This window comes from Nocardiopsis sp. NRRL B-16309 (assembly GCF_001279585.1).
Lineage (GTDB): Bacteria > Actinomycetota > Actinomycetes > Streptosporangiales > Streptosporangiaceae > Nocardiopsis.
This window is the reverse complement of the sequence record NZ_LGEC01000087.1, coordinates 49,205-67,315: the sequence shown is the minus strand read 5'-3', so window position 1 is coordinate 67,315 and position 18,111 is coordinate 49,205. Positions and strand designations below refer to the sequence as shown.

The 18,111-nt window shown below is 72.1% G+C and carries 15 protein-coding genes and 1 pseudogene; 10 read left to right on the top strand and 6 right to left on the bottom strand.

What is annotated here, in order from left to right:
- The first annotated feature begins 306 nt into the window (after positions 1-306).
- Positions 307-480, top strand: coding sequence for a hypothetical protein (locus tag ADL05_RS31205; RefSeq protein ID WP_197285863.1), 174 nt, complete (start codon positions 307-309; stop codon positions 478-480).
- Between the two features lie 169 nt (positions 481-649).
- A complete protein-coding gene (locus tag ADL05_RS19750) occupies positions 650-3,589 on the top strand; it encodes a BTAD domain-containing putative transcriptional regulator (RefSeq protein WP_053618474.1) in 2,940 nt (979 codons plus the stop codon).
- 85 nt (positions 3,590-3,674) lie between these two features.
- Here ADL05_RS19750 and ADL05_RS19745 read toward each other — a convergent pair whose 3' ends face one another.
- Complete coding sequence (locus ADL05_RS19745; RefSeq protein ID WP_053618473.1) at positions 3,675-4,469, bottom strand: oxygenase MpaB family protein; 795 nt, start codon at positions 4,467-4,469, stop codon at positions 3,675-3,677.
- 644 nt (positions 4,470-5,113) lie between these two features.
- Between ADL05_RS19745 and ADL05_RS19740 the strand changes: the two genes are divergently transcribed.
- From ADL05_RS19740 to ADL05_RS19730, 3 genes are all read left to right on the top strand, one after another.
- Positions 5,114-5,638 carry a lytic polysaccharide monooxygenase auxiliary activity family 9 protein gene (locus tag ADL05_RS19740; RefSeq protein ID WP_053618472.1) on the top strand — a complete coding sequence of 175 codons (525 nt, stop codon included), beginning with the start codon at positions 5,114-5,116 and terminating at the stop codon, positions 5,636-5,638.
- Between the two features lie 472 nt (positions 5,639-6,110).
- Positions 6,111-6,782, top strand: a complete 672-nt coding sequence (locus ADL05_RS19735) for a hypothetical protein (RefSeq protein ID WP_053618471.1) — start codon at positions 6,111-6,113, stop codon at positions 6,780-6,782.
- A 53-nt stretch (positions 6,783-6,835) separates the two neighbouring features.
- Positions 6,836-7,543: a hypothetical protein gene (locus ADL05_RS19730; RefSeq protein ID WP_197285862.1), complete on the top strand. Its 708-nt coding sequence runs from the start codon at positions 6,836-6,838 to the stop codon at positions 7,541-7,543.
- 145 nt (positions 7,544-7,688) lie between these two features.
- Here the strand turns inward: ADL05_RS19730 and ADL05_RS19725 are convergent, their stop codons facing one another.
- Positions 7,689-8,390 carry a CPBP family intramembrane glutamic endopeptidase gene (locus ADL05_RS19725; RefSeq protein ID WP_197285861.1) on the bottom strand — a complete coding sequence of 234 codons (702 nt, stop codon included), beginning with the start codon at positions 8,388-8,390 and terminating at the stop codon, positions 7,689-7,691.
- Between the two features lie 107 nt (positions 8,391-8,497).
- Between ADL05_RS19725 and ADL05_RS19720 the strand changes: the two genes are divergently transcribed.
- Positions 8,498-9,085 (top strand): DUF2975 domain-containing protein, encoded by a 588-nt coding sequence (locus ADL05_RS19720; protein ID WP_156365930.1) that lies wholly within the window; start codon positions 8,498-8,500, stop codon positions 9,083-9,085.
- A gap of 210 nt (positions 9,086-9,295) precedes the next feature.
- On the opposite strand, the gene ADL05_RS19715 is transcribed toward ADL05_RS19720, so the two are convergent.
- From ADL05_RS19715 to ADL05_RS19705, 3 genes and pseudogenes are all read right to left on the bottom strand, one after another.
- The gene (locus tag ADL05_RS19715; RefSeq protein ID WP_053618516.1) at positions 9,296-9,850 is read right to left on the bottom strand and encodes a bifunctional 4-hydroxy-2-oxoglutarate aldolase/2-dehydro-3-deoxy-phosphogluconate aldolase; all 555 of its coding nucleotides are present in this window, start codon (positions 9,848-9,850) and stop codon (positions 9,296-9,298) included.
- 178 nt (positions 9,851-10,028) lie between these two features.
- On the bottom strand, positions 10,029-10,775 hold the full coding sequence (locus tag ADL05_RS19710) for an IclR family transcriptional regulator (protein WP_053618468.1): 747 nt from the start codon (positions 10,773-10,775) through the stop codon (positions 10,029-10,031).
- A gap of 240 nt (positions 10,776-11,015) precedes the next feature.
- Positions 11,016-12,053: pseudogene (locus ADL05_RS19705) on the bottom strand (sugar kinase); the annotation flags it as partial.
- Positions 12,054-12,250: 197 nt separating this feature from the next.
- On the opposite strand from ADL05_RS19705, the gene ADL05_RS19700 reads away from it, so the two are divergent.
- The 4 genes from ADL05_RS19700 (at position 12,251) to ADL05_RS19685 (ending at position 16,992) form a co-directional block, all read left to right on the top strand.
- Positions 12,251-13,516, top strand: coding sequence for an amidohydrolase/deacetylase family metallohydrolase (locus tag ADL05_RS19700; protein WP_053618467.1), 1,266 nt, complete (start codon positions 12,251-12,253; stop codon positions 13,514-13,516).
- Entirely contained in the window at positions 13,513-14,892 is a 1,380-nt protein-coding gene (locus ADL05_RS19695; RefSeq protein ID WP_082376592.1) for an alanine racemase, read from the top strand. The genes ADL05_RS19700 and ADL05_RS19695 overlap by 4 nt, the downstream gene beginning before the upstream one ends.
- Positions 14,893-14,943: 51 nt before the next feature.
- On the top strand, positions 14,944-15,330 hold the full coding sequence (locus ADL05_RS19690) for a RidA family protein (RefSeq protein ID WP_053618466.1): 387 nt from the start codon (positions 14,944-14,946) through the stop codon (positions 15,328-15,330).
- A gap of 162 nt (positions 15,331-15,492) precedes the next feature.
- Positions 15,493-16,992 carry a sodium:solute symporter family protein gene (locus ADL05_RS19685; protein WP_053618465.1) on the top strand — a complete coding sequence of 500 codons (1,500 nt, stop codon included), beginning with the start codon at positions 15,493-15,495 and terminating at the stop codon, positions 16,990-16,992.
- A 51-nt stretch (positions 16,993-17,043) separates the two neighbouring features.
- Here ADL05_RS19685 and ADL05_RS19680 read toward each other — a convergent pair whose 3' ends face one another.
- Positions 17,044-17,853, bottom strand: coding sequence for an alpha/beta fold hydrolase (locus tag ADL05_RS19680; RefSeq protein WP_053618464.1), 810 nt, complete (start codon positions 17,851-17,853; stop codon positions 17,044-17,046).
- Positions 17,854-18,111: the final 258 nt, after the last annotated feature.

The following is an 18,111-nucleotide window of genomic DNA, read 5'->3' as shown; positions in this document are numbered from 1 at the left end:
GTGTGTGTACGCGGCGACGTTCCGTCATGGAAACCGCTGGTCACACGCCGAAAGCCGACTGAAAGCGGAGTGGAAGAGGATCTCTCTAGTGTGGAACACGTTCGACGCGATCGGTTCCCACGAGAGGACGGCTCGTGGCCGAAGACCGGTGCGACGTTCGTTGGACACAGGTCACCCGTGGCGAGTCTGAGGCGGAACCGCCACGGGTGGCCGGTCCCCCCAAGGCGGTGATCCCCCATGATGCTTCGTAGACGACGTAGGGCAACGTTGCGGCTCTACACGAGTGCAGTGAGACGAGGAGTTCGAGTGCCGAAGATGCTGACGGTTGACGAGCGGTTCGAGGCGATCGTCGCCGATGTGGCGCCCGACGCGAAGATGGTGCCCTTCCAGGAGCCGACCGACCCGGAGAAGAGCGCCCCGGCTGAGGGGGCTCCCGAGGAGACCGCTCCCGCCGAGGAGAAGCCCGGCAAGGACGAGTAGGCCCGAACTGAGGTAACCGAACAGTCGCTCCGAGTACTTGGGCAGAGGGGGGTACTCGGAGCTTTCGGCATGCCCGACATCCGGTTCGCATTAATCGCCCTTGCTAGGGTTGGCCCTTGTGGAATTCGGCGTGCTTGGCCCCATCACCGTCTGGTCCGATGGCCGACCGATGTCCGTCGGCGGGCCGCGCCAGCGCTGTGTGCTCGGGGCGCTGTTGGTCCATCTCGGGCGCGAGGTCACGGTAGATCAGCTGATCGGCTATCTCTGGAGTGACGACCCGCCGCGCACGGCACGTTCGGTCATCCAGGTGCAGATCTCTCACCTGCGGCGGGCTCTGCCCGACTGCATCGCCACGACGCCCGGCGGCTACATCATGGACGTCGACCCGGATTCTGTGGACCTGCACCGCTTCCGCCGGCTCCGCGACACGGCTTCGGCATCGGAGGCCGCGGCCGCGGTCGGCCTCCTGGACGAGGCCCTGGACTGCTGGCGGGGAGTGCCGTTCTCAGGTGTCGGGTCGGAGAACCTCGACTACTCGGTGGTCGCGCCGTTGCGCGAGGAGCGCTGGGCCGCCATCGTGGAGTGGGCGACGTGCGCGCTGGCTCTCGGGCGGTCCACCGAAGTGGTCTCCCGCCTGACCCCTCTTGTGAGTGAGGAACCGTTCCGGGAGCGCCTGCACCACCTCCTCATCACGGCCCTGTGGCGGGACAACGAAAGAGCCCGGGCGCTCACCGCGTATGAGAGGTTCCGGGCGCGGCTCGCCGACGAACTGGGCGTCGACCCGGGCCCAGAGCTGGCGGCCCTGCACACCCGGATTCTTCGGGAGGACTCCGAGGAGGAACCCGCGGCGGCTGAACCCGAGGCCGACACGGGGTTCCGCTACCTGGTGCGCAACGACCTGCCGCGTGACCTGCCCGACTTCACCGGGCGTCAGGAGCCCTTGGCGAAGCTGGAAGCAGCGGCCTTCTCCGAGGAGGGGCGCGCCCAGCTCTGTGTCATCACCGGTGGTGGCGGGGAGGGGAAGACGGCGACGGCGGTCCGGTTCGGCTACGAAACCGCCAAGCGCTTCCCCGATGGGCAGTTGTTCATCGACCTGTACGGCTACACGTCGAACAAGGAGCCTCTCGATCCCGCCTCCGCGCTCGGTGCTCTCCTGCGCGCGGTGGGGATGGCACCCGAGGCCGTGCCCGAACAGCTCGACGAGCGGGCGGCGTTGTGGCGGGCGACGCTCATGGGGCGCAAGGTGCTCCTCATCCTGGACAACGCAGCCAGTTTCGCCCAGGTCAGCCCTCTCCTGGCGTCATCGCCCGGGTCGATGACCGTCATCACCACCCGTACAGAACTCTCCGGGCTCAGCGGCGCCCGTTTCCTCTCCCTCGGGATGTTCGACGAGGGCTCATCGCTGGAACTCTTCGGGCGAGTACTGGGTGAGGACCGTGTTCGGCGTGAGACCGAGCAGGCGGCGGAGATCGCCCGCATCTGCGGAGGTCTGCCGCTCGCTCTCAGGGTGGTCGCCGGGCGTATGCTCACACGCCCCAAGTGGTCGTTCGCGCACGTGGCCAGGCGGCTCGGCGAGCAGAACCGCAAGCTCCGCGAACTGCGCGTGGAGGGACAGAGCGTCGAGTCCGCGATCGACCTGTCGTACCAGAGCCTCAACCAGAAGCAGCGACGGACGTTCTGCCTGCTGGGCCGGATCATCGGCAACTCGGTCGACCTGGTGGGGGCGGCCGCACTCCTCGACATGGCGGTGGAGGACGCCGACGACCTCCTCCAGGAACTCGTGGGTGTGTGCCTGCTCGACGAACCCCAAGGGGACGTCTACCGGTTGCACGACCTGATCCGGGAGTTCGCGTCGGAACGCGCCCTCGAGGAGTTCTCCGCCGACGAGGTGGAGGCGGCGAGGTTCCGGCTGGCGGAAAACTACCTGACGACCGCCCAGCACGCCGCTGAGCTTCTCGGGCCGCGCGGTCACGACGACGGCGGCGTTCGCTCCGGATACCGTACGGACCTCTCTGGGAGGGAGGACGCCGAAAACTGGTTCTCCCTGCACCAGGAGAACCTGGCGGAGGCCATCGAGTACTTCGCCTCGGGCGAGAACGGTGATCTGGCCTGGCGGATGGCGGACGCGGTATGGCGCTTCTACGCTCTGCACGGCCACATGGCCCTGCTGGCGAGCTCGCACGAACGGGTGCTCAAGATCAGCGTCAAACAGGGGAACCGGCGCGGCCAGGCCGTGACGCTCATCGGTCTGGGCATCGCCCACTACATCGCGGGTCGTTTCGAGGAGTCCTTGGAACTCCTGACCGATGCCCGGGACCTGTTGGCCGCGGTCGGTGACGATCGTGGCATCATCCGAGCCCTGTCGAACCTCGGCATGGTCTACGAGAGGGTTGGCCGGTTCGCCGACTCCAGCGAAGCCATCGAGGGTGTCCTGGACTACGCGAGGGCCCTGGGGGACCGGACGGTGGAGGCCATGCAGTGGGGCAACCTGGCCGTGCTGCGCCTGAGCCTCGGGGACTACGAGGGCTCGATCGAATGCAGTGAGCAGGCGATTCTCAAGTCAGCGGGCGACGACTGCGGTGAGATCCACGCCCTTGCCACGCGTGCCATGGGAGAGGCCTATGTCGCGCTGGGAGAACTCCGACTCGGCTTCCAGAAACTGAATGAGGCGCTGGAACTCTGCCTGAACCTACAGTTGGTGGGGCACCAGATCTACGTGCACAACTCCCTGGGCACGGCCTATCGAGCCGCCGGGTGCTGGGACGACGCCGTCGAGGCCCATTCGACGTCCCTGTCGCTGGCTGACCAACACGGAGACCACAGCGGGGACGCGGAGATCCTCACGGACCTGGGCATCACCTACGCGGCGGCCGGCCGGCTCGACGAGGCCGCGGTCGAGCTGGAGAAGGCGCACGCTATCGCGGTCGAGCGCAACGAACGCTACGCCATGGCGCGGGCCGCGTTCGCCCTCGGCCGGCTCCCGGAGCCCACGATGCCCGCCGCACGCGCTCGCTCCCTGCTGGAGGACGCCGTCCAGGCGTTCACCGACCTGGGCCTGCGCGAGGCCGAGCAGGCCCGTGAGGCCCTGCGGCAGCTGGGAGACGAGTGACCGGGGGCGGCCTCGCCCGGACCGCGGTCCGGGCATGAGTCGACCGCTCTGACGGGAGTGCCTGTGCGAGGGCGGTCCGCCCTGCTCAGACGACGGCCTTCGGCCGCAGCCACCCCCGACGGCCGCGCAGGGAGCGCAGGTACAGCGTGGCGGGCAGGGTGCGGACACGGTCGGGCAGGTGCGGGTAGAGGCGGCGCGTCGTGCGCATCAGCAGGTCGAACCCGCGCTGGTGGCCGGGCGACCAGGGGATGCCGTACCTCTGGCGCAGCTCCGGGGGCAGCAGCCCGCCCGACAGGAAGCGCTGGGTGTAGGTGAGCGGCCACAGCAGCGGGTTGTTCGGCCGGAACAGCTGAACGGCCAGGCCGCGCGCGACGTCCCCCACCTCCAGGCGGTCCATCGCCTTGGCCCAGTAGACGTCGAACTCCGCCGGGCTGGCCGGCCACTCCTCGGCCGGGAGGCCCAGGGCGGTCGCGAACACCGACGCCTCGTCGAGGTAGTCGGCGAACTCCTCCTCGCTCAACTCGCGGACGGTGAGCTCGTAGAGCCGGACTCCCGAGTGGAACAGCGTGGCCGCCACCCACAGGAGCAGGTCCGGGTCGAGCGCGCGGTAGGTGGGGCCGGTGACCTTGCGGTGCATCGCCAGGACGATGGCGCGGACGCGTTCGCGCTCCTCCTCGCTTCCGTAGGCCAGCCCGTACACGTAGTAGAGCGTGCCGCGCAGCCGGTCCAGCGGCCGGGAGGAGAAGTCGCTGTGGTCGTGGACGCCCTGCGCGACGCTCGGATGGGCGATCTGCAGCAGCACGGCGTAGCCGGCGCCGCCCAGCAGGCTGGCCTCGGAGCTGATGCGCCTCAGGGGCGAGTCGTCGGACGTGGGACCCATGCCTGAATCGTAGGCCGGGGACCGCTCGGTGTACCGGATGGCGCGCCGTCCGTATTCGTGTCACTACGTCATGGCTTCGTCGGGGGCCGGGACGGGCCGGGTCGGCGGCCGCATCACCGTGCGGATCGAGACCGAACGGACGCGGGGTCGGGTCCGGCCGGAAGCGGGGTCGGGGTCGGTCAGAAGTGGGGACAGGAAAGTGTGGCTTGGAGGTCAGGTATGGTCCGGCGGTCGAGCCGGGGCGGCGGGCGCGGCACGGCTCCGGGGGCAGACCGCCCGCGGGGACGGCGGGACGCTTGCCAGGTCGCCGACGCGACCGTTCCCGTGACCCGGCCGTACCAGTGGGTGACGGTCGTTCTCCCGGCGCGGCCACTGGTACGGATCGGCGCGCTCAACGCCGCGTGACGGGCCCCTTGACGTGGAGTAACGGTCTTTCTACGGTCACGGCGATGGACGGGTGGAGGATTCCGGGTCCGCCGGACCGCCTCCAGGACGACGTGGTCCGGTGCCCTCGGGAGCGATCCGACCCCGATGGCCTCCCCGTCCGCCCTGGACCGGAGACGGTCCGTGTCATCCCGCTATGTTCCCCGAGGCCGGACCGACGAGGGCCGGGACCCGGGGATCGTGACCGAAGGGCCCCGCACATGAAGTTCCGCACCAGAATCCGATCCGCCTCCGCCGTCGCCGCGGCCACGGCGCTGATCTTCACCCTCATGCCCGCCGGCGTCGCCAGCGCCCACGGCTACGTCTCGGCCCCGCCCAGCCGACAGGCGCAGTGCGCCGCCGGATGGGTGGAGTGCGGGGGCATCAAGTGGGAGCCGCAGAGCGTCGAGGGGCCCAAGGGCCTCACCAGCTGCTCCGGTGGGAACGCCCGCTTCTCCGAACTGGACGACGACGACCGCGGCTGGTACGTGACCCCGGTGGGCACCTCGCTGACCTTCACGTGGACGCTCACCGCCATGCACTCCACCGCTGACTGGGAGTACTACATCGGCGGCGACCGCATCGCCCACTTCGAGGACGGCGGAGCCCGGCCGCCGTCGTCCGTCACCCACGCCGTCGACCTGTCCGGCTACAGCGGCCGGCAGAAGGTCCTGGCGGTGTGGAACATCGCCGACACGGCCAACGCGTTCTACGCCTGCGTGGACGTCAGCGTCGGCGCGGCCTGACCGCCGAGCGGCCGCCGTCGGCCTGACGGCTCCGCGGCCTGTTCACTCCGGCCCCTGACCCCGGCCGTCCCGGTCCGGTTCCCCCACCGGACCGGGCCCCGCTCTCCGCGGCCGACCGGTCTTGACCGGAATGGGCCAAAACCGGGGGCTGTGCCGGATTCGGACGCCACGCCATGGGACGATGCGGTGCGTCAGGTGTCGACTACCGCTCGGACGGACTCCGCCCATGGGACAGCCCTATCCCCCTCCTGGACACCCTCCCCCCGGGCCGCCGTCCGGGCCGACTCCCGGGCCGCCGTCCGGACCCGCGTCCGGACCCGCGCCCGGGACGCCTCCCGGGCCACCACCTGCCGGACCGCCTCCCGGGGCGCCTCCGGGGCCGCCTCCCGGACCGCCGTCCGGTCCTCCGGGACCTCCTGCCGGTCCTCCCGGATTCCCTCCCGGGCCGCCCCCGCCCGGCCACCCGAACCCGATGGCGTATCCGCAGGCCCCGCGCCCGCCCCGCACCGGGCTGACCGTGGCTGTCACCGCGGTGGTGACGCTGACCGCGGCCGGACTCCTCACCTGGGCCGGCGCCACGGCCCTCGCTTCCCCCACCCAGGTGCGCCCCGCGCCGGGGCTGCCGCCCGACCCGTGCTCGCAGCTCGGCGAGGACACCCTCGCCGCGATGGACGGCGAGTTCTACTCCTGGTACTCGGGCACCTATGCCAACGGGTGCACCTGGACCATGTCCCTGGCCGGTCGGGACGATACGCCCGTCTACTTGACACGCGCGGTGCCGATGTCGGGTTCCGACGCGAGGGCGGCGGAGCGCTTCAGCGCGGACGGGGAGATCCACCGCGACGTCGACGCCCTGTTCGCGGCGACCGTCGACGATGCCGGGGAACTCGGCTACGAGTCGGATGACGCGTCCGTCGTCGACACCGAGGAGAAGTCCCTGGACTTCGGCGACGAGAGCGTGCTCGTCGTGACCGACATCGACTACGGCTACTCCGACAGCGTCTCCCCGCGGGTGAGCCTCATCGTCAGGGAGGGCGACCTCGTCAGCCAGATCCGCTTCAGTCCCCTCGCCAGTGACGACGGCATCGACGCGGACGAGGCGGAGGAACTCCTCGCCGAGGTGGCCACCGACATGTTCGGCTGAGCCCCCACCGCGGACAGCGCCCCGACGACGCCCAGACCACCAGGAGACCCGCCGTGTACGACGGCCCAGCGCAGCAGTTCCCCCAGCCCCCGGCCGCCCCCGCCCCTCCGACCCCGCGCAGGGGGAGCACCGGCCGTACCGTGGTGATCACCGCGGCCGCGACGCTCGCCGCCTACGCCGCCGTGGCCGGAGTCGTCGGCGCGGTCACCCTCACCGCAGAGGAGGGCATGGCCGGTCCGGAGCCCGAGTTCGCGGAGCTGCCCGCCGACCCCTGTGCCGCCGCGTCCCGGTCACAGCTGGGCGCCGTCTCGGCCCGGATGCCGTCCGCGTCGTTCGCCGACGAGCGCTCCACGTGCTCGTGGCACGCCGAGTTCTCGGACGGATCCCCGGGGCACCTCAGTATCACTTTTCGGCTTCCCTTGGACAGCGACCGCGAGCCGCAGGTGGACGAGTCGGCCGCCGAGGCGGAGTTCGAAGAGCGCAGGAGCGAACTGGTCGACGGCTCCGACGGGGACTACTGGACCGTGGAGGTCCTGGAGTCGCGTGAGCTCGACATCGCCGACGAGTCGGTGGTGTCCCACGTCGTGGAGAGCGACGAGGAGTCCGGGAGCCGGGCCGAGGTGCTGGTGAGGGTGGGGAGCGTCCTGGTCGAGGTCTCGGCGAGCGAGCCCTGGGAAGTGCGCACCGGAAGGGCCGACCTCACCGGGGACGAGGACGTCCTCGTCGACATCGCCGAACGGGCGGCCACCTCCCTGGAGTGACCGCGGCGAGCCGTCCGCCGCCAGGGACGCCTGGGGCCCACCCCCCGAGGGCCGCTCGCCGGGAACGACCCGCACGCGGCGGAAGCCGCGCGCCATCGGCGGGGGACCCGCCGGCCGGGCCCGCACGCGCCCGTGGCTCGGGCCGTCATCCGTAGAGCGCCAGCACGGTGACCAGGGCCGACACGTTCCACAGGGAGTGGGCGACCACGGTCGCCGTGAGACGGCGGGTCAGCAGGAAGAGGCCCGTGTAGACCACGCTGGCCAGGACGATGGCGGCGATGTCGGGGCCCGAGGTCGGCAGGTGCAGCACCGAGAAGAGCAGGACGGACACCGCCGCCGCCCCGTACAGGGCCGCCCGCCGGTGGACGAAGGCCGTGGGCAGCGCGCCCAGGAGGAAGCCGCGGAAGTAGAGCTCCTCGGCCAGACCGCCTCCCACGACACCGAGGACGAGTGCCGCGGTCAGGGCCGCGACGCTCGCCGAGGCACTGGCGAGGACTTCCTGGACCCCCGGGTTCTGGGCGCCCCCGGCCATCGGGATCAGGACGCCGAACTCGATCAGCAGGCGCGGAGGCACCGTCGCGGCGCCCACCAGCGCGTCCCGGACCCAGTGCCGCGACGTCAGCCCGACGTCGGAGGGAGTCAGGGACCTCCGGCGCAGCCACCAGAACACGAGTGCCGCCGCCGAGACGAGTTCGACGAGGGCCACCGCGACCAGGGCCAGGGGCGGGGGTGAGTCCCGGACCAGCAGGCCGAGGGTCAGGGGTGGGACGACGAAGCAGACGATGGCCCCGGTCAGGAAGATCGCCGACGAGCGGACGGGGGCGGGGGGAGGGGCGGCATCGGTCACAGGGGACTCCGGATCTCATGGGGGGTGGCGAACTTATCGATTATCGATAGACTAGGCGCGAGCTTATCGATTGTCGATAGGCGTTGAGTCCGAGTCCGGGAGAGCCTGTGAGTGTCATACGTCAACGCGCGTTCGAGTGGACAGCTCTCCTGGCGGTCGTGCTGGGGGCGCTGCTGGCCCTGTTCTCCGCTGGAGGAACCCTGGTGGCGGACCGTCTCATCGTGCCCGTGGAGGTACCGGCCGCGGCGCTGTCCGTCCCCTCCGAGGGGAGATTCGCGATCACCGGCCCGGCCGGGGCCGAGCTGGCGGTGACCGATCCGACCATGGCCGAACGCGTGTGGACGATGGGCCCCTCGCTCCTCGTGGCCGTCCTGATCGTGCTCGTCGGAACGCTGCTGCTGCGCGTCGTACGGTCACTGCGGACCGGTGACCCCTTCGACGCCGTGAACGCGCGCCGACTCGGCGTGTGCGCCGCCATCACTCTGGTCGGCGGCGGCATCGCGGCGGGACTGCAGGCCGGCGGTGCCCGCGCGGTCGTCGGCGGGGCCGAGCTGTCCGCGGTCGGCGGGGCCGCCGTGGAACCGGTGTTCGAGGTGCCGGTCGCCGCGCTGCTCCTCGGTCTCGGCTTCGCCGCGGCCGCGGAGTTCCTCCGCCGGGGCGCGCTCCTGAGCGAAGAGGTCGACGGCCTCATCTGAGCGCGGGGCGGCCACAGGACTTGGGCCCGCGGGAATCGGGCCGGTCGGAGGGTGCTGGCGCGTGTCGGCGCAGGGAGAACGTCCGACCGGGTCACCGATGGCCGAGGCGATGAGCGACGCTCGGTCCGGCGGTGCCGCACAAGCGGGCGGTCGCCGCAGCGCGGGGAAGCCCGGTCGGCGCGGGGTTCGGCGTCCTTCGGAGATCACGGCCTAGCGGGACAGCGAGGAGACGAGTTCGGCCAGGGCGCCGTCCGAGGCCAGCGATCGGCCCACGCCCAGCCCGAGGGCTCCGGCGCGCAGGTAGTCGGGTGCGCTCGGCGCGTCGACACCGCCGGTGGCCACCACGCGCAGCTCCGGGAACGGCCCGGCGAGCGCGGAGATCCAGGCGGGGCCCAGGATGCTCGCGGGGAACGCCTTGACGGCGGTCACGCCGAGCCGCAGGGCCTGGCCGACCTCGGTCGGGGTGGCGACGCCCGGAAGGAACGGGACGCCCAGGCGCTCGGCCGCGGCGACGGTGTCGGGATCGAGGCCGGGCGCCACACCGAAGCGGGCTCCGGCGTCCACCGCCCGGCGCAGCCGCTCGGGTGTGGTCAGCGTCCCCGCCCCGACCGGGACGCGCCCCTCCGCGGCATGCACGACCGCCTCCAGGGCGGGGAGCCCGGATTCGCCCTCCAGTGTGACCTCCACCAGCCGCACACCGGCCGACCAGGCGTTCCGGGCCGCGGCGACCGCGTCGTCGGGCGAGGCGCCGCGCAGGATCAGCATCAGCGGGACCGGGGACAGCCCGTCGGCGAAGAAGTCGGCCCACTCGGCGAGGGGGACGGCCCGGGCCCCGGTGGTGTTCGCGGTGCCGGTTCCGGCACCGGCTTCGGCGTCGGTGCCGGGGTCGCGGCCGGTGCCGGCGGCGTCGTGCGTGTCGGTCATGTGCGGCTCCAACCCGGGGTCATGTGCGGCTCCAACCCAGTTCTTCGCTGATGTCGCGCGCGGTGGCGGTGAGGTCTTCCGTGAGGGCGAGCAGGTCGGACCGGTCCAGGACCATGCTCGGTGCGGAGACCGAGATGGCGGCGCTCACCCGCCCGGCCGCGTCGAAGACCGGCGCGGCCACGCAGTGGATGAACTCCTCGTGCTCGAAGTCGTCCAGGGCCCAGCCCCGCTCTGCGGTGCGGGCCAGCTCCTCGTCGAGTGCGGCCCGGTCCGTGCGGGTGTTCGGCGTGCACGACTCGAACGGCGGATCGCCGAGCAGGGTGTCGCGTTCGCGCTCGGGAAGGTGGGCGAGGATCGCCTTGCCGATCCCCGTGGCGTGCAGCGGCGCCAGCGCGCCGATGTGGGAGTACATCCGCACGGCGTGCCGCGACTCCACCTTGTCCAGGTACACGACGCGGTTGCTCTCCAGGGCGCCCAGGTGCACGGTCTGGCCGGTCGACGCGCCCAGGCCGCGCAGGTGCCGCGCCGCCAGGCCCCGGATGTCGAGGCCCTCCAACGCGGCCGCGGCGAGGGTGGCCATGCGCGGTCCGAGCTGGTAGCTGCCGTCGTCGGTACGGCGCACGAAGCGCTGTTCCTCCAGGGTGCGCAGCAGGCGCAGCGAGGTCGTGCGGTGCACGTCCAGGCGGCGGCCGAGCTCACTGATGGTGGTGGGGCCGTCGGCCAGCTCCACGAGTATCCGCATGGCGCGTTCGACACTGTTGGACACCGGTAGTTCTCCCCTTGGTCGTCACGGGCGGGCCCGAGGTCAGGCTCCCAGGTCAGGGCCGGAGACAGTCTCCCAGGCGGCGCGCGGGCCGGGGGAGGCCCGGGAGCCGTGGGTGTCCAGGGAGTCATGGGTCTCCTGGGAGCTGCGGGCGCTCGGGGAATGGTGTGCGTCCCTGGAGCTGCGGGAGTCCTGGGGGTCACGGGGGACGTGCAGGTCATGGGACCCGTGGGAGGTCGTCGACGGCTGAGCGGGGATGTCGCCGGGAATGCCCAGGACGACCCCGGCCAGCCGGGCGCCCTCGGCCAGGCATTCGGGCATGGGCGCGTCGTCCAGGAACCGGTCCAGGAACCCGGCCGCGAAGGCGTCCCCGGCGCCGACCGGTTCGACGACCTCGACCCGGGGGGCCGCCTGGAACCAGGACAGGTCGCCGCGGACGGCGGTGGCGCCCTCCGCGCCCTGTTTGACGACGAGCAGGTCCGGGCCGCGCAGAAGCTCGCGCAGCCTCCGCGGGTCGGTCACGCCCCACAGCGACCGGGCCTCGTCCAGTCCGCAGAACACCACGTCGGCGCGGCGCGCCAGGTCCAGGAGCCGGTCGGCGTTGCGGGTGCCGTGCAGGGCGGGGCGGTAGTTGACGTCGAAGCTGCGCAGTGTGCCGGGCGGGGCGGCGTCCAGCAGCTCCTCGACGAGGGCGTCGGCGGAGGCGGACAGGGCCGCGGTGATCCCGGACGTGTGGACCAGGCGGGGCCGCAGCAGCCAGGCCTGCGCGGCGTCCGGCCGACCGAGGGTGGAGGCCGCCGAGTCGCGGCGCCAGTAGCGCACACGCGTCCCCTCGGGGCGCGGCTCCTTCATGTAGAGCCCGGTGGTGCGCTCGTGGTCGGTGCGCGCGACGCAGCGCACGCCGGCGGCGGTGAGGCGCGAGCGGATGAGGTGTCCGAAGGGGTCGTCGCCCAGAGCGCTGAGCCAGGCCGCCGATCGGCCGGCGCGGGCCAGGTGCACGGCGACGTTGGACTCGGCTCCACCGATCTCGGCGTGGAAGCGGGAAGGGGCGCACGCGCCGTCGGACCGCGGTCCCGCGCCGGGGGCGGGGGACGGGCTCCACGCGTCCGGATCGGAACCGCGGGACGGTCTCACGGGGTCCGAGCCCGCTCCGGAGGTCGGACCGCCCGAGTGCGGCCCCGTGCCGGGATCGGGGGACGGGCTCCCGGAACCCGGTCCGTTCGGTCGTGGGCCGTCGGGGATCAGCAGCGCCATCGTCTCGCCCACACACACGGCGTCGATCGGCTCCGGCGCGCCACCGGGGTGGACGGAGGAGTGCGGTTCGTCCTCGGTCCGCTGCGGCATGTTCACCCACGACCTCCCGATGGTTGTCCGCGTCACAGGGGGTGTTGACCTGCGGCACTGCCGAATGCTATTCCTGGCGATGGTAAATATGCAACAGTGCTGCGCATAGCGCAGCATCGAAGGGACTGGTTGGTGTGTGGGACCTGTTGCTGCGCGGCGGCCGCGTCATCGACCCCGACTCAGGGCGCGACGGCACCGCCGACGTCGCCGTGCGGGCGGGCCGGATCGCCGCCGTCGCCCCCGGGCTCCCGACGACCGGGGCCGCTCAGGTCGTCGACGTCACCGGTCGCCTCGTCCTGCCCGGCCTGGTCGACCTGCACACCCACCTGTGGCACGGCGCCACCTACTGGGGGCTCGACCCCGTCGCGCTGGCCTGGCGCACCGGCGTGACGACCTGGGTCGACGCCGGATCGGCCGGCGCCTACGCCATGGACGGCCTGCGCCGCACCGTCGCCGAGCCCGCGCCCTTCCGGGTCCACGCGCTGATCAACGTCTCCGGGCTCGGGCTGGTCGGCCGTACCGGCGAGCACCACGTCCTGGACAACCTCGACGTGGATGCCGCCGTCGCGGTCGCCGCCCAGCAGGGCGACCTCGTCCGCGGCGTCAAGGCGCGCATCGACCGCCACACCGTCGGCGAGCACGGCGTGGAGCCGCTGCGCCGGGCCGCGGCACTGGCCCGCCGCATCGAACGGCCGCTCATGGTGCACATCGGGTACGGCCCGCCCGGACTGGCCGACGTCGAACCCTTCCTCGACGAGGGCGACATCCTCACCCACTGCGCCACCGGCGTGGCCCCCGACCTGGTCGTCGACGGACGGCCCACCGACGCCCTCAAGCGCCTGCGCGACTCCGGCGTGGTCTTCGACCTCGGCCACGGGTCGGGGGCCTTCGACTTCGACGTGCTCGAAGCCGAACTCGCCGCCGGGGTCGATCCCGTCGTCTCCACGGACCTGCACATCCGCTCGGTGTACGGGCCGGCGTTCGACCTGCCGACGGTGATGGGCAAGGCCATGGCGGCCGGAATGGACCTGGCCCGCACCATCGCCGCCGTCACCGTGCGCCCGGCGCGCGCCCTCGGACTCGACGCGGGGACGCTGGCGGTCGGCGCGCGGGCGGACATCGCCGTGTTCGACGCCGAACGGGGATCCTTCCCCACGGTGGACGTGCACGGCGGGGTCCGCGACGCGCCACTGCGGCTGACCAACACCGCCACCTACTCCGCGGGACGCCTGCTCGAACCGCACGCCGCCCAGGCCCCGCCGGTGTGGGTCCCGCTCAGCGACGCCCAGCGGCGGGCCGAGGACGAGCGCCGCGCCCGGGTCCGGGCCTCCGTCCAGCACCTGGACCGGCCCGAGGACTTCAACGAACCCTTCCCCCGTCCCCAGGGAGCACAGCGATGACCGACCGCACGCCCCGGCCCGAACCCTCAACCCCTGGTCCGAGCGGGACCCCGAACCCGTCGTCCGATGCGGTCGGGGCCCCGGAGGCACCGTCCGCCATCGCCGGGTCCGGGCTGCCCGCAGCGCTCCTGGCCGCCCTGGACACCGCGCCCGTCGAGGCGCGGTCCCTGCCGGACAGCCCCACCACCCCGGCCGCGGTCCGCTCCGCGGGCCTGCACCTGCGCGACCTCTGGCTGCCCGCCGTCACCCTGGACGAGTCGGCCCTGCGCCACAACCTGGACCGCTTCGCGCGCTGGTGCGCGGACCAGGGCGCCGACCTGGCCCCGCACGCCAAGACCACCATGTCGCCGCACCTGTGGTCGGCGCAGCTGGACCGCGGCGCGTGGGGCCTGACCGCCGCCACCACCGCCCAGGCGCGCACCATGAGGTCCTTCGGTGCTCCACGCGTGCTGATCGCCAACGAGGTCGTGGAGGAGGGGCAGCTCGCGTGGATCGCCGACGCCCTCGCCGACCCGGACTTCCACGTGTTCTGCCTGGTCGACTCCGTCGCAGGCGTACGCATCATGGAATCGGCCCTGGCCGACGCCCAGCGCCCCCTCCCCGTGCTCGTGGAACTGGGCGTGGCTGGACGGCGCACGGGCGTGCGCGACCTCGACGACGCCCTCGGCCTCGCCCGTCGCGTCGCCGCCTGCCCGGCCCTGACCCTGGCCGGAGTCGAGGCCTTCGAGGGCGTGTTCCCGCAGCGCCGCGACGACGACTCGCCCGCGCGGGTCCGCTCCTGGCTCGACCGGCTGCTCGACTTCGCGCGCCGCGCCGACGCCGAGGGCCTGTTCGCCGGCGCCGACGAGGTCATCGTCACCGCGGGCGGCAGCAGCTACCCCGACCTGGTCGCCGACGCCCTGTCGTCCCCGCCCGAACTGTCACTGCCGATCCGGCGGATCATCCGGTCCGGCTGCTACCTCACCCACGACGACCTCTTCATGGAACGCGCCTCGCCGCTGCGCTCCGCCGTGGCCGACGACCCGCTGCGCCCCGCGCTCAGCTGCCACGCACGCGTGCTGTCCCGACCCGAGCCCGGGCGGGCCCTGCTGGGCGTCGGCAAGCGCGACGTGTCCTTCGACATCGACCTGCCCGTCCCCCGCGCCCTGTTGCGAGGGGACCGGCGGATCCCGCTGGACGGCGCCGCCCGCGTCGTCGAGCTCAACGACCACCACGGGTTCCTCGACTTCACCGGCACCGGCGACCAGGCCCCCGACGTGGGCGACATCGTCGAACTCGGGCTGTCACACCCGTGCACGGTGTTCGACAAGTGGCCGCTGATCCCGGTACTCGACTCCGAGGGCCGGATCGTGGACGCCGTCCGCACCCTGTTCTGACCGCGTCGGCCACGCACCGACGCTCGCACGCACACCAAGGAGGCCACGCACATGGCTAAGAAGAAGCAGGTCATCACCACCCCGGACGCCGCACCGCCCGGCGGTCCCTACTCCCACGCCGTCATCGCCGGGGACTTCGTGTACCTGGCCGGCGCCACCCCGCACCGCACCGACCGCTCGCTGGTGGACGGTCCGTTCGAGGAGCAGGCCCGCGCCACCTTCGACAACCTCGTCACCGTGGCCGAGGCCGCCGGTTCGAGCCTGGCCGACGCCGTCCAGGCGAGGGTCTACCTGCGCGACCTGGACGACTTCCAGGCGATGAACGCGGTCTTCCAGGAGTACTTCGGCGACGAGCCGCCGGTCCGCACCACCATCCAGGCGGACCTGCCCGGCTTCCTCATCGAGGTCGACGCGGTGCTCTACAAGCCCGCCGAGTAGGACCCCGCCGCACACCGGCCTCCCACCGGGATCCCGCACCGATCCCACCGGGGGCACACCCGGCACCGCACCGGGTGTGCCCCACCCTCCCCGCGCTCACAGCGAGGCCCACCCCTCGTGCATCACCGAGCGTCACTCCCCTGTCACCATTGGACCTTCGCCATGATCGAATCCCACATGGGCTACCTGGTGGCCCTCCTCCTCGCGGTCCTCCTCATGCTCGGCATCAGCTGGTGGGTCGCCCGGCGCACCAGCACCGGAGAGGACTTCCTCCTCGCCGGGCGCAAGCTCAGCACCCCGCTGGTGATGGGAAGCACCCTCGCCACACTCGTCGGCACCGGCTCCAGCCTGGGAGCGGTGGGCTTCGCCTACCAGAACGGCTGGGCCGGCGCGCTCTACGGGATCGGCGGCGCCCTCGGCATCTTCCTGCTGCTGTGGCTCTTCTCCGACGTCCGCAAGCACGGCTTCATGACCTTCGCCGAGGAGATGAGCTACTACTACGGCGCCAGCCGCGCGGTGAAGGGCGTGGTGGCCGTGCTGCTGTTCCTGGCCTCCGTGGGCTGGCTGGGCGCGCACATCATGGGCGGGGCCATGTACCTGTCCTTCCTCACCGGCATGGACGAGAACCTGGCCAAGGTGGTCATCGCGGTCGGATTCGGCCTGTACACCGTGGTGGGCGGCTACCTGGCGGTGGTCATCACCGACGTCATCCAGGGCACCATCCTGTTCCTCGGCTTCACCGTCCTGGCGGTCCTGTCCCTGGTCACCGTCGGAGGCTTCGACGGCCTGAGCGAGGGCGTCTCCGACGAGGCCGCCTCCATGCTCGGCGTCCAGGCCCTGGGCCCGCTCCCCGCGGTGTCGCTCGCCCTGGTCATCGCGGTCGGCGTGCTGGCCACACCCTCCTACCGGCAGCGGATCTACTCCGCGGCCAACGTGCGGACCGTCCGGCGCAGCTTCCTGCTCGCCGGGGTGCTCTTCGCCGCCTTCTCACTGCTCCCGGCGGTCGCCGGAATGTCGGCCAGCGGCCTGGCGCCCGGCCTGGAGAACCCGGACATGGCGTTCCCGTACCTGGCCACGACCCTGTTCCCGCTGTGGATCGGCGCGTTCCTGCTGGTCGCCGGGCTGTCGGCGACGATGTCCTCCGGTGACTCCGACGCCATCGTCGGCGTCACCATCCTGATGCGCGACGTCTCCCAGGTGGTCACGGGCAAGCTGCCCAAGGCCGAGAACCTCGTCCGCGCCTCGCGGTGGTCCCTGGTCGCGGTGCTCGGCCTGGCCCTGGGCTTCGCACTGCTGGCCACGACGATCATCGAGTACATCACCCTGATGATCTCCACGGTGCTCACGGGTCTGCTGGTGGCCTCGCTCCTGGGCAAGTTCTGGCCGCGCGCCACCTGGCAGGGCGGGATCGCTGCCATGCTCGGCGGTTCGGCGGCGGCCCTGGTCGTCAACAACGTGGAGTCCTTCGGTGCCTTCTGGGGCAACGCGGTGATCCCGTCGCTCACGGTGGCCCTGGTGGCCGGAGTGGTCGTCAGCCTCGTCACTCCGCGCACCACGGTGACGGGGGAGGAGGCGCTGCGCCGCCTCGCCGAGGAGCGCACCGAACTCGAGGTCGGCACGCGCATCCGCGGCGCCGAGCCCGAGGGACAGCCGAAGAGCTGATCCGGCGGCTACGAGCGAGGGGCCGCCCCGGGCCGAAGGGCAGGGGCGGTCTCAGCCCTGGTTCTCCACGTCGCGCCAGAACGCGTCGACGCGAGCGTTCCACACGTCCGGCATTTCCTGGAAGGGCTGGTGGGCCTCGTCCTCCAGGACCTCGAAGAGGCCGCCGGGAATCTGCAGGGCGACGGCTCGGCAGAGCGATGGGCGCGTGACCGTGTCGATGCCGCCGGAGAGGACGAGAGTCGGCGCGGCGATCGCCGACAACCTGTCGGAAGCGTCGTGCTCCATGAAGGCGTCGATATGGCGCTGGACGCTCTCGACCGACTGCTTGTGGGGAAAGGCGAGCGCTTCGTCGATGATCTGGTCGACGGTCCCGTCGTTGTGCGATCGCGGCGTGTAGATGTCGAGGAAGAAGCCCTCGAGGAACGCTCGCTCGCTCGGCGCCACAGCCACGAGCCAACGGACGAAGCGGGCCCACGAGCGCAGGTAGCGGTCCATCGTCGACCACGTGCTCTGCAGGACGAGACTGCGCACGACCTCGGGGTGCCGCAGTGCCACCTCCTGGGCGACGATGCTGCCGCCGGAGAAGCCGACCACGTGTGCGGACGGAATGTCGAGCGCCCAGAGCACCGCGGCCGCGTCGTCGGCCATCAGCTCCACGGACAGCGGACCCTCCGGCATCGCCGTCCGCCCCGCCCCGCGATTGTCGAAGGCGATGAGGCGATAGCGGTCCGCGAGTCCGTCGAGTTGGAACTGCCACGACTCGACGGTGTCGCCCAGACCCCCAATGAGCAGGACGGGCGCCCCCTCGCCGACCTGCTCGGTCCAGATGTCGAGCTCACTCGTGCGGATGTGCTCACCCATGCCGCCCTCCCCGTGCCCGCCGCGCGTCGGCTCAGGCCCTTGGATCGCAGATGAGTTCGCAGAGAGCCTGGTCAGACGATGTTTCCTGGCCCGGGGTGCGCTAAACACAGGCCGCCGGGAGCGCGGCCCTGGGCCGAGCACGCAAACCTCGATGAACTTGAACAGCGCATCGCCGCGGCAACGACGGCCAAGCTGATGTTCGACCTCAGGATGATGCCCCGGTGCTCGGCCACGAGCCCTCCTCCACGGTGGGCCTGA

What these genes read in the sequence shown, in the direction of transcription:
- ADL05_RS19750 (WP_053618474.1), top strand. Translation starts at nt 650, where the DNA reads ATGTCCGTCGGCGGGCCGCGCCAGCGCTGTGTGCTCGGGGCGCTGTTG.
- ADL05_RS19745 (WP_053618473.1), bottom strand. Translation starts at nt 4,469, where the DNA reads ATGGGTCCCACGTCCGACGACTCGCCCCTGAGGCGCATCAGCTCCGAG.
- ADL05_RS19740 (WP_053618472.1), top strand. Translation starts at nt 5,114, where the DNA reads ATGAAGTTCCGCACCAGAATCCGATCCGCCTCCGCCGTCGCCGCGGCC.
- ADL05_RS19735 (WP_053618471.1), top strand. Translation starts at nt 6,111, where the DNA reads ATGGCGTATCCGCAGGCCCCGCGCCCGCCCCGCACCGGGCTGACCGTG.
- ADL05_RS19715 (WP_053618516.1), bottom strand. Translation starts at nt 9,850, where the DNA reads ATGCTGATCCTGCGCGGCGCCTCGCCCGACGACGCGGTCGCCGCGGCC.
- ADL05_RS19695 (WP_082376592.1), top strand. Translation starts at nt 13,513, where the DNA reads ATGACCGACCGCACGCCCCGGCCCGAACCCTCAACCCCTGGTCCGAGC.
- ADL05_RS19690 (WP_053618466.1), top strand. Translation starts at nt 14,944, where the DNA reads ATGGCTAAGAAGAAGCAGGTCATCACCACCCCGGACGCCGCACCGCCC.
- ADL05_RS19685 (WP_053618465.1), top strand. Translation starts at nt 15,493, where the DNA reads ATGATCGAATCCCACATGGGCTACCTGGTGGCCCTCCTCCTCGCGGTC.
- ADL05_RS19680 (WP_053618464.1), bottom strand. Translation starts at nt 17,853, where the DNA reads ATGGGTGAGCACATCCGCACGAGTGAGCTCGACATCTGGACCGAGCAG.